Source organism: Prolinoborus fasciculus, from assembly GCF_056724605.1.
In genome coordinates this window covers 1-10,948 of the sequence record NZ_JBWZQN010000083.1, presented here as the reverse complement: position 1 = coordinate 10,948, position 10,948 = coordinate 1, and the positions used below count along the sequence as shown (strand labels likewise).

Genomic DNA, 10,948 nt, shown 5'->3' with positions numbered 1-10,948 from the left:
GTTCCATTTTAGATATTTGTTTAAGATAAGATATAACTCATTGAGATGTGTCATAGTATTCGTCGTTAGAAAACAATTATTATGACATTATTTCAATGAGTTATCTATTTTTGTCGTGTACAGAGATTATTCTTATAATTTACAAGGAATATTTTTGATTTCAAATCTTTTTAGATGTTTTTTGTAGCTTCTCCGGCACACCCTATTTGGAAGCGACTGCACCGGAATCAGCGTATATTTTTGAATAAAAAATATAACTTATATTCAGCCAGTTAAATCATTTTAATCACGTGTTTTTACATCAAACAGTTCAATTTCAAAAATCAGGTTAGAATTGGCTGGAATGACTTTACCCATTTTACGTTCGCCATAGGCCAAATGTGCAGGCACCATCAGTTTACGCTTACCGCCAACTTTCATTCCCAGAATCCCCTGATCCCAGCCTTTGATTACACGACCTGTGCCAATGACGGTTTCAAAATAATTACCACGGTCAATAGAAGAATCAAACTTGGTTCCATCTTCCAGCCAGCCAGTATAGTGCGTGGTAATTAAGGCACCTTTCACCGCTTCTTTACCTTCACCTACTTTTAAATCAATAATTTCAAGTTCGTTGATCATGGTTATTTACCTGAGAGGAGCATAAAATTTCAAAGCTCAGTATAAACCGGATTGCTCTGTTTTTTTAAGTCTGGGTCATTGATGGGTTAAAAGCTGAGTTCCTGAATATTCTTATCATTGAGTAAATACTGGGTTAATTCTTGATGATTCTTGGCCGATCCCATCAGGATCCAGCGTCCGACAATCTGTTGATCGACTTTTTTTTGTGAGGAATGCACCACTTTTAGCTTGTAACGCTTAAATAGCATTTCGTAGTGATTGGAATCATTTTCATCAAATGGACAGACAATTTCATAATTGCGTTCCTGATTCAGAGATTCGATGCCGCGCTGTACATACATCAATAGAACCAGCACCACCATGACAATAAAAGTAGCCCAAATACTTAAGAGTTCATAGCCTGCACCGACCGCCATGCCGAGTGCGGCTGTCATCCAGATGGTGGTCGCGGTGGTAATTCCAGAAATACGGTTATCATCTTTCAGGATAACACCAGCACCTAGAAAACCTAGTCCAGTCAAGACATTGGCGGCCAGCCGGTCAGGATTGGCCACGCCTATTTTCAGGGAAATAATGGTAAATAAACAGGAACTCAGACTGACCATAATCATGGTACGCAGTCCGGCAGATTTACTGTGATACTCACGCTCTGCACCAATAATTGCGCCGATCGCGACAGCTAGCAGTAAATCATAAAGTTCATGGTACATGGTGCAACCCTGCGTATTCTTATTCCTCAGATATACGCAATTTGAGCTACAGGATACAAGTCCAGACTTGCATCCTTATTTGGCCTTATTGTAACTGTTCCCACTCCACCAGCACCTGGCCCTGATCGCCAATCAAGGTCCATTCACCATCCATCACATTGAGCTGTAACTGCATGGTGCGTTCGCATAACTGTGGCAATGCGTCGGTGGTTGCGGTAGATAACTTCCACACTTCCACATTTTTTAAGATTTTTAATTTGCTGCTGCGCTTATACCATTCATCCACCGCAGAACCATAGGTGACGACTGCGACCTGCTTGCAACGCGCACTGGCCTTTTTGACTTTATCTTCGTCCGGGCTACCGACTTCAATCCATTTGACCAGTTGCCCGGTCAGATCCTTTTCCCAGAGTGCCGGTTCATCGGTTTCAAACAGATCCTTGGTAAATTCCAGTGCTTCATCGGCATAGCGTGCATAGGCCAGAATACGCACCATCAAGCGTTCAATGGTTTCTGAAGGATGCAGCGCCATCGTCAGCTGATAATCCTCATAACGATGCGTATCCATATCCGCAATATTCAAATCAACCTTATAAATCGTCGCTTTTAACGCCATCACATAATCCTCAAATTTGGCGCCTAGCATATAAGATTTAGCGCTATTTTGCTGAACAGATTTAGGCCAATAATTCATTCAGCGCACTAGAAACAGTACCATTATTTCTCTGGATCCATACGACATTGCATCAGGGCAGTTTCAAAGGCCAGCCAATCCCGTGACTGTTGATAAATCACTTCTACCCGGTTATCAATGCCTTCATCTGCCGACTGATAATTAAACTGCTCAGGATTAAAATTAAAGCTTTTCCAGCCTTGATCCGTATTAAAAATTCCCTTGATTCTGAGCCAGTCTTTTTGTTCACAGAGCAGATCCAGCAGATCATAAAAATTGAATTGCCAGCGTTTTGGCAATTTCCAGCCCGCAACCTGATAACCCTGCGCGCTTTCTACATAATGATAAGGCATTTGCTGAATCACTAAGGGCGTATCTGCTGAACGGGTGGTCTGTTGCTGTTTTAACAAAGGCTGAATCTGACGGGCGGAACCCCGATAGTCCTGCTTGATCAGTTCGATATCGAGTTGTCCATGCTCGGTGAACAACCACTGTTGGGCATAAGGTTGATATTCTGTCTGAAGTTGCGTGAGTGCTGCGTGGTCTGCGGTTGTCATCAAGTCAGTATGTGAAATCACCACAATATGCGCTGCCTTGAGTTGGTCTGCGTACAGGTTTTGCTGAGTCCAGTCTCGATCATGCAAACGTGAACCATCTACCACTGTGACCAATGCCTGCATGTTTAAATGACTCTGCCAGTGCGGTTCGGTCAGCTGTTCCAGTAATTGGCCAGGATGCCCCAGTCCGGTAGGTTCGATAAACAGACGATCCGGTTTCACTTCTGACAGCAGGCGTGACAAGGCAATCTGCATCGGTAACTGGCTACTGCAACATAGACAACCACCCAACAGCTCTTTGACCGCATAACCCTGATCTTGCGGCAATAACTGCTGGTCTACCCCAATCTGGCCGAATTCATTCATTAGCACAGCCCAGATTTCCTGTTCCGGTTTTTGCTGTAATAAATGTTTGAGTAGTGTGGTTTTACCTGCACCCAAAAATCCGGAAATGATATGGACAGGAATAGCCTGCGACGCTGACAGAATTTTCAAAATCGACTCTCAAGAGATTGAATAGAAATAGCAATACTCTGCATTATAAAGCACAGTGTGACTTTAAAATGCGTGTTCTTCGCAAACACGATGTGAAAATCACAGAGATAAAAATTAATGGAATGATCCAAAATTATCAATTTTCTATGTTAACTTTTATTTCAAATTTGATTTTTGAAATATTCATACACACTTTCATTAAATAAAACTCTGCATAATTAACAGAAATAAAACAACTTTCTCAGTTTTGTATCTGCTCAGTTATTCCCTGCGTGTCGCTTTTGTTAATTGATTTGCTCAGTAAAATTCCTGTGCTTAGGATGGGCATCTGTCGAATTGATGTGATGGTCAGTTCAGCAGATTACATGACATGAATAAAAGGATGCCAAAAATGAAATATGCACAAATCTTACTTGCCACTACGCTTACTGCTGCTGCAGCCACCAGTTTTGCTGACAGCAAAACCACAGATGCGAAAACCACCACTGCAGAAGAAAAAGTGATTGTGACTACTCAGGAATTACCTGAATCAAATGCTCCAGTTGCAGGCGCATCTGCAGAGCAGCCTGCTGCCTCTGAAGCTGCTGCGGAAAGCACGCCCCCTGCAAAACCTGCTGTACGTTAAGTGATTGAACGACTCGTTTAATCCTTCAATGAAGATATCAGGGACAGTAATTCTCCAGTAGGCTTTGTCCTATACTGCCCCGATCTTATTCGATGCTGAATCATGCTTGATGCTGGTTCAGCATTTTTATTGCGCAAAATCCATTTATCACCATAGTCAAAACTGATCATAGAATTAATACTGGCTATTAAGCTTTTATTATTTTTATATTTAAAATCAATTTCTTATTTAAAAAACACCCATTTCAATCCAATATTATCCATATACTTCAGCTACTATCGCCTAACTTGTTTCTGGCTTCTCACTGTCCCTTAATAGCATCAAATGCAAGTCGATTGAATGGACATTCGCTATGAGCAATACTAATTACACTACTGAAGTGGCAATTCTCGGCGCCGGCCCTGTCGGCTTAACCATTGCCAACTATCTGAGCAAGCAAGGCGTAGCTGTCACGATTGTCGAGCAACTGGATAGTTTGATTGATTATCCACGTGCGATTGGAATCGATGATGAATCCTTGCGTACCATTCAATCTTTGGGTTTAGTCGATCAAGTCTTACCGCATACCACCCCGAATCATGCGATGCGCTTCTTAACGCCTAAAGGTCGCTGTTTTGCTGATATTCAACCTTTAACACGTGAGTTTGGTTTCTCGCGCCGTAATGCCTTTATTCAGCCACAAGTCGATAACGTTCTGCTGCAAGGCTTAAAGCAATATAAAAACACCCAAGTGCTGTTTTCTCGTCAATTGACCCAGTTTAGTCAAGATGCTGACGGCGTAACACTTAACCTGCAAAATAAAGAGGGCGATGCAGAAACCATCCGCGCTCAATACCTGATTGCTTGTGATGGCGGTAATTCTTATGTGCGCCGCAACCTGGGCATTGCCTTTGAAGGTGAAACCGCACCGAATCAATGGATCGTGATCGACCTTGAGAATGACCCGCTGGCTACACCGCATATTTACTTATGTTGTGATCCTGTACGTCCTTATGTATCAGCCGCATTGCCACATGGTATTCGCCGGTTTGAATTTATGGTTATGCCGGGTGAAACGCAGGAAGAACTGAGCAAACCGGAAAATATTGCCAAACTTCTGTCCAAGGTGTTACCAAGCACGGATGGTATTGAAGTGATCCGTCAGCGTGTCTATACTCATAATGCCCGTATTGCGGACAAGTTCCGTGTCGACCGTATTTTGCTTGCCGGTGATGCTGCGCACATTATGCCGGTATGGCAAGGTCAGGGCTATAACAGCGGTATGCGTGATGCCTTTAACTTGGCCTGGAAAATGGCGCTGGTTGTTCAAGGCAAAGCTGGCCCAGCACTTTTAGATTCGTATCAGATCGAACGTAAAGACCATGCCAAGGCGATGATTGACCTGTCGGTGATGGCAGGTCACGTACTGGCACCACCGAAAAAATGGCAAGGATTTGTTCGTGACAGCAATGCCTATGCCCTGAACTATATCAAGCCGATCAAACAATATCTGCTGGAAATGCGCTTTAAACCGATGCCGAAATATCATGACGGCGCACTTTTGAGTAACGGAGCCAAGAACTCTCCGGTCGGTAAGATGTTTATCCAGCCTCAGGTTCAGCTGGCTTCGGGTGAAACCGTATTACTGGATGAAGTGATCGGCAATGATTTTGCGATTATTGCTTGGGGTGTCGATCCGAAATGGGGTCTGAGCCCAGATACGTTGCAACAGTGGAAAATGCTCGGCGTGAAATTTATTCAGGTAATTCCGGCGGTGCAATTGCAAAATAGCCAACGCAAAGAGTATCAGGATGTCATCACCATTGGTGATATCGGCACAGATATCCGCTCCTGGTTTGGTAACACGTTTGAATCCGTCGTGATCTTACGTCCTGACCGTTTCGTGGCTGCGCTGGCCATTCCTCAATCGATGGAAAGCACCAGCCAGCAACTGTTTAAAAAGCTTTATCTGAAATAATATTAGAGTCACTTTTCACCACGCTTCGGCGTGGTTTTTTTTATTATTTTTATATATTCCGGACAATAGATCTCTTGCGAAAGTAAAAAATTGTTTATACTAGCCCCATGAAATATGAAAATTTAACTCGATTTAATGATGGGGAATTTAAACGACTCGTTGGAGTTCCTCGTCCATTATTCTTAAAAATGGTATCGGTGTTACAACACGCTGAACTTGCCAAGAAAAAATCTGGAAGGCCGCATTCTTTGTGTTTAGAGGATCAATTATTGTTAACTCTAAACTACTTACGCTGTTATAGGACTCAAATTGAATTATCCGCTGACTATAATCTTGCTGAAAGTAATGTGAATCGTACTATTCATAAAGTTGAAAATGCTCTGATTCAATCACGGATTTTTGCATTACCCAAAAGGAATCAAAAGTTTAGTGAAGGTGATTATGTGATCGTTGATGTCACTGAGTCACAGATTGAGCGTCCCAAAAAAACAAAGAAAATTCTATAGCGGTAAAAAGAAGAAACATACGCTAAAAACACAGGTCATTTTTAACCCAAGACTAAAGCAAATTGTAAGTATACAGGTCGAAAGTGGCAGAAAACATGATCTGACGATTGCGCGTAAGTATTTTAAGGAGATGATCATTTATCCTTGTATTATGGCAGATTTAGCCTATAAAGGATTTCATCAGATTAAGAGTAAGTTACTCATTCCAATCAAGAAACCTAAGAATTTATCATTACCCAAAATAGCAAAACAGATCAACCAAGAAATCAGTCGGCGTAGGATCACAATTGAACATATCAACGGCAAACTTAAATATTTTCGGATATTAACAGAACGGTATAGAAATAGACGGAAACGATTTGGTCTAAGAATGAATTTAATTGTTGGAATGGTGAATTGGATGCTCTTGAATTAACTTTCGCAAGAGATCTAATATATAGACTGGGGAATTAGACTCGGTATTCCTGAAACCAGGGAATATCTTTCAGGGAATCACGACGAGCCATCTGCTGCAAAAAAGGTTTGAACTCGTCAAATGGCGGTAAAATTTTCGCAGAGATTGCAAAGATCAAACAGTAAGCCACATAGAGATCCGCCGCCGAGACTTTTTCACCCAACAGATAAGGATTGGCCTGCCCGATGCCCTGTTTCAGAAAATCAAATACGGCTACTTCATTCCCAAAACTTAAACTTCTCCGGTTCTTTTCAATATTTTCTGGCGACACCTGTAAATTTTTTATATCGATATATTCGGTAAAGGGTCCATGACAGAAAAACATCCATTTCAAATACGCCCCACGCTTCGGATCATCCAAAGCAGGCGCTAAGCCTTTGTCACGATATTTATCTGCCAGATAGATAAAAATGGCGGCCATTTCTGAAATAATGACGCCTTGATCCACCAGACAGGGAACTTTTCCCATCGGATTGATCCGTGTATACGCCTGCTGATGCATATGCTCATAGGCAACTTCCACCTGCTCAATCTGATCTTCAATCTGCAATTCTTTCAGCAAAGGCAACAAGGTCAAGCCACGTGATTGTGGGTTGTTATAGAGCTTCATCATCCTGCTTCAACCGGTTTTTATTGTTAGAGGTTCAGTATAAAGTGATTTGCAGTCCCGATTTAAAAGAATGTGCTACAGATCATTTCTGTCGCACGGCTTTTTAGATGGGCAGATTGAAGGTTTAAATATTAAAAAAGATCCACACAAAACTTTTCTTTTAATACTTTCAAAATCAGATCAATCACCACATGTTTTTGATCCTTGCGATAATTGGCATAGAGCCCAATCATCGGCAACGGTTCCAGCGTCTTTTTCACCACAATATTATCGCCGAGCAATGGAATCACATAGGCCGGCACCAGACTCCAGCCCACCCCATCCCTACCAAATTGACATTGAGCAGGATATTGGTGGAATACTGCACCACATTCACTTTTAATTTAGACTGTTTAAAAAAATCCTGAATCAGCTTATGCAGTTGCGGTGAGGACTGCTCATCACTAATTACAAAGTCCTGATTTTCAAAACTCTTGATACTGACATAGGGCAAGGCCGCAGCCGGGGAATCTTTGGGCACAATCAAGGTTAAAGGCTCATCAAAAATGCGGATCGAATCAAACTCACTTAACTGCCCCGGATAACGGGTAAAGGCAATGTCGATCTGTCCATTTCTTAAGGCACTAAACTGCTCTGCATCGGTCAGACTATGAAACTGTGCTTTCAGTTCAGGAAAATGCGCGCGGATATTCGGCATGATATAAGGAAAGACTTTCATTTCCGCGACCGGCACGAATCCGATATTCAGCTGATCCTGCTGTGCATTCGCAATCTGTCTGGCAGACTGAATGGCGCGCTCTGCATGCTCAAGACTCAGCAAAGCTTCTTTTAAAAACGCCTGTCCAGCTTCAGTGAGCCCGACCTTACGGTTATTCCGCTCCAGCAACTGTACGCCAACCTCACGTTCCAAATCCTTGATTTGTTGGCTCAGTGATGGCTGTACTGTATTTAATTTTTCCGCGGCACGGGTAAAGTTCAGTTCCTGCGCCACTGTAACGAAATAACGTAAATGTCTTAATTCCATTTTATAACTCCAAACTTGCCGGGCGCTTATTTTGCTTTTTGGCAACATACTGACGATAAACCAATATCGTCACAATAACGAGTACAGCACTCAAAACATAGGTAGTTTCAAAGCCCCAATAGGCAATCAATACTCCCATGGCCACGGAACCGATGGCTAAACCCAGATCAAACAGGGTAAAGAAGGTTGAAATCGCATGTCCCATACGCTGCTTGTCGACCGACTGAATGGCCAAGGTCTGCAAACATGGGAATAGTGAACCATAACCGATGCCAATAAACACTGCCGACAACCATAATATCCATTGATTGGAAATCAGACTGACAATCACCAGACCAATGGCAAAGAAAATAAATGAAGGATAAATCACCGCACTTGGCCCCTTGCGGTCATAAATCTTTCCGACCCAAGGTCTGACCAGCAACATGGACGCTGCAAATACAATAAAGAATACGCTGGTATAGCCCAAAAGCTGCTTGGTTTCACTAAATGCGGTAATAAAACTCATGATGCCCGAGTAGGCAAAAGCGGTTAGCAACGCCACGAAACTTACCGCCAGAACTTTGACTTCCAGAATATCCTGCAAGCTCAAACTGGTTTTCTCTGTGCTTATGGCTTCAGGTTTTGGTAACTCTGTGATTTTGAGCATCCAGCAGAAGATTAATCCCAAAGAAATAATAACGGCAAGAATTCCAAATAAGACATTAAAACTGGTGAACTGAATCACGGTCAATGCCAGCAAGGGCCCAAACACCACACCCAGATTGGTCGACATGACAAAATAACCCATGCCCTCACCTTTGCGCTGTTCAGGAATAAATTCATTGGCGACGGGTACTGCCACCGTGGTCAGAATACTGAACCAGATGCCATGTAAAAAACGCACCAGCAACAGCGACCCCATGCTATCCACCAGCAAATAACTAAAGGCAAATAAGGCAAAAATCACGCCGGCACCGCGCATCGAGATTTTCTTGCCGAGCTTTTCGATGATCATGCCGGAAAATGGCCGGATCGCAATCGAAGAGGCCAAAAATAGCGTCAGCGCCAGACCCGCTTCTTTTACCGAACCGCCCAGATCTTTCATGATATAAATCGGCAAGATGGTCAATAAAGCAAAATAATAAACAAACAGGAAAAAATTATTGAATAAGCACAAGATAAATGAGCGATTCCATAACCGCTCAGCGCTAACTGACATAATCACCAACTCTTAAAATTTGTAGGGAAATAGCACAAACTCAGGCTTGAACAGTGACCGGATGCAAGGCCAACTCGACCAGATTCTGGATATAGTGTTCATCTGGAATCCGGTTGAAAAAAATGATCTGGTAATGAATCGGGCCGTATAAGGTATCCAGCATCAAATCAAAAGGATAATCAGCGCGGATTTCTCCCCGTTCAATCGCTTGCTGAATCAGTTGATGGGTCTGTTGCCGACGTGGCAAGAGATATTGCTGAAAGAACTCACCTGCCAGTTCGCGGTGATTGGCAATCACTACCAGCAAAGCCCGACCGACCGGATGATTCAGCGCTTGAGATAAAGAACCGAGTTGTTGAATGAGATTGCTTTTCAGGCTTTTAGAGGTATCCAGCTCAAATACCGAAGCTGTATGCTGTTTGAAAGTGTCCAGCACCAGTTCCGATTTATGTTTCCACCATCGATAAATCGTGGACTTGCCAACACCGGCACGTGCCGCTACATCTTCAATCGTCAGCTGATGATATTCACATTCTGCCAGCGCATCTGCGACCGCCTGTAAAATGCACTGCTGTCGTCGGGAACTTTTTTCGTCACTGCTCATATTTTTCTACTTAACTTTTAAGATCTAAAAATCGAAACGATACGTATCGTTTTATATTAGGGTAAAAAATAACAAAGCTCCAGTGAAAAACTGAAATTGATGCAAAAAAAAGACCTTCATATGAAGGTCTTTTCTCAATCACGATTTAACTTAACTCTGTGCAGTCTTTTTATAAATGCTGCATGAAGGATGATGATTTTCTTGCAAACGCGCGACTTTACGCTGTTCCGCTGCTTCAAAACGGCAACGTTTCCAGTCATTGTCCAGATTCAAAGCTGGAATCTGTTTTGGTTTACCATTTTCATCCACCGCGACCATGGTGAAATAACAGCTATTGGTATGACGTACCGTTCTCTTTTGAATATTCTGAGCTTCTACACGAATCCCGATTTCCATCGAGGTACGGCCAACATGATTCACACTGGCCAGAAATGTAACCAATTCACCGACGTGAATTGGCTCTTTAAAATTCACCTTGTCTACAGATAAGGTCACGACATAACTACCCGAATAGCGACTTGCACATGCATACGCCACCTGATCCAATAATTTCAGAATGGTTCCACCATGAACATTTCCTGAAAAATTTGCCATATCTGGCGTCATGAGAACTGACATCGTTAACTCTGACTGGTCATCCGACACTGCTGCAATTTGATCTAAAGGGGCCATCGTTTTCTTTGAACTCTTTGAATGACAAGGTTATCGTTTATTATTATAGCGTTTTTAGCATGAATAAAATGTTCAATTCGGCAAATGAAGCATCACAATTATTGATATAGAAAATAGACTTCCGTCATAAATCAAAAAACGTACAATTTATTTGATCTTAAATTAATCAGCAAAATTATTTAATTCAAGAGATAATCCTTGGATGAAATTCAAAGATATTCAAAAATTATCAGACGTTA

General features: G+C 42.3%; 13 protein-coding genes. 3 read left to right on the top strand and 10 right to left on the bottom strand.

The features are described 5' to 3' along the window. Positions 1-282: 282 nt before the first annotated feature. The 4 genes from AC1P5O_RS15255 to AC1P5O_RS15240 form a co-directional block, all read right to left on the bottom strand. Complete coding sequence (locus AC1P5O_RS15255) at positions 283-621, bottom strand: FKBP-type peptidyl-prolyl cis-trans isomerase (protein WP_004280661.1); 339 nt, start codon at positions 619-621, stop codon at positions 283-285. 86 nt (positions 622-707) lie between these two features. Further along, positions 708-1,331 (bottom strand): MgtC/SapB family protein, encoded by a 624-nt coding sequence (locus AC1P5O_RS15250; RefSeq protein WP_005106283.1) that lies wholly within the window; start codon positions 1,329-1,331, stop codon positions 708-710. An 85-nt stretch (positions 1,332-1,416) separates the two neighbouring features. Next, positions 1,417-2,025, bottom strand: a complete 609-nt coding sequence (locus AC1P5O_RS15245) for a YaeQ family protein (protein ID WP_004645809.1) — start codon at positions 2,023-2,025, stop codon at positions 1,417-1,419. Between the two features lie 23 nt (positions 2,026-2,048). After that, positions 2,049-3,056 (bottom strand): CobW family GTP-binding protein, encoded by a 1,008-nt coding sequence (locus tag AC1P5O_RS15240; RefSeq protein ID WP_005104027.1) that lies wholly within the window; start codon positions 3,054-3,056, stop codon positions 2,049-2,051. A gap of 391 nt (positions 3,057-3,447) precedes the next feature. On the opposite strand from AC1P5O_RS15240, the gene AC1P5O_RS15235 reads away from it, so the two are divergent. From AC1P5O_RS15235 to AC1P5O_RS15225, 3 genes are all read left to right on the top strand, one after another. Continuing rightward, positions 3,448-3,681: a hypothetical protein gene (locus AC1P5O_RS15235; RefSeq protein WP_005104028.1), complete on the top strand. Its 234-nt coding sequence runs from the start codon at positions 3,448-3,450 to the stop codon at positions 3,679-3,681. Between the two features lie 352 nt (positions 3,682-4,033). Continuing rightward, positions 4,034-5,638 carry a bifunctional 3-(3-hydroxy-phenyl)propionate/3-hydroxycinnamic acid hydroxylase gene (locus tag AC1P5O_RS15230; protein ID WP_348939174.1) on the top strand — a complete coding sequence of 535 codons (1,605 nt, stop codon included), beginning with the start codon at positions 4,034-4,036 and terminating at the stop codon, positions 5,636-5,638. A gap of 107 nt (positions 5,639-5,745) precedes the next feature. Further along, a protein-coding gene (locus tag AC1P5O_RS15225) for an IS5 family transposase (protein ID WP_431605764.1) occupies positions 5,746-6,559 on the top strand; the annotation gives its coding sequence in 2 pieces (ribosomal slippage) (positions 5,746-6,128 and positions 6,127-6,559; 816 coding nt in all). 34 nt (positions 6,560-6,593) lie between these two features. Here the strand turns inward: AC1P5O_RS15225 and AC1P5O_RS15220 are convergent. The 6 genes from AC1P5O_RS15220 to AC1P5O_RS15195 all read right to left on the bottom strand — a co-directional run bounded on the left by AC1P5O_RS15220 (position 6,594) and on the right by AC1P5O_RS15195 (position 10,709). Then, positions 6,594-7,211: a glutathione S-transferase family protein gene (locus AC1P5O_RS15220; RefSeq protein WP_085064944.1), complete on the bottom strand. Its 618-nt coding sequence runs from the start codon at positions 7,209-7,211 to the stop codon at positions 6,594-6,596. A 128-nt stretch (positions 7,212-7,339) separates the two neighbouring features. After that, positions 7,340-7,510, bottom strand: coding sequence for a hypothetical protein (locus AC1P5O_RS15215; protein ID WP_499006305.1), 171 nt, complete (start codon positions 7,508-7,510; stop codon positions 7,340-7,342). Further along, positions 7,495-8,232, bottom strand: coding sequence for a LysR family transcriptional regulator (locus AC1P5O_RS15210; protein WP_499006303.1), 738 nt, complete (start codon positions 8,230-8,232; stop codon positions 7,495-7,497). The genes AC1P5O_RS15215 and AC1P5O_RS15210 overlap by 16 nt, the downstream gene beginning before the upstream one ends. A 1-nt stretch (position 8,233) precedes the next feature. After that, entirely contained in the window at positions 8,234-9,433 is a 1,200-nt protein-coding gene (locus tag AC1P5O_RS15205) for an MFS transporter (protein WP_138743325.1), read from the bottom strand. Between the two features lie 40 nt (positions 9,434-9,473). Further along, on the bottom strand, positions 9,474-10,037 hold the full coding sequence (locus AC1P5O_RS15200) for a TetR/AcrR family transcriptional regulator (RefSeq protein ID WP_005106275.1): 564 nt from the start codon (positions 10,035-10,037) through the stop codon (positions 9,474-9,476). A gap of 150 nt (positions 10,038-10,187) precedes the next feature. Continuing rightward, on the bottom strand, positions 10,188-10,709 hold the full coding sequence (locus AC1P5O_RS15195; RefSeq protein WP_004280680.1) for an acyl-CoA thioesterase: 522 nt from the start codon (positions 10,707-10,709) through the stop codon (positions 10,188-10,190). Positions 10,710-10,948 lie beyond the last annotated feature (239 nt).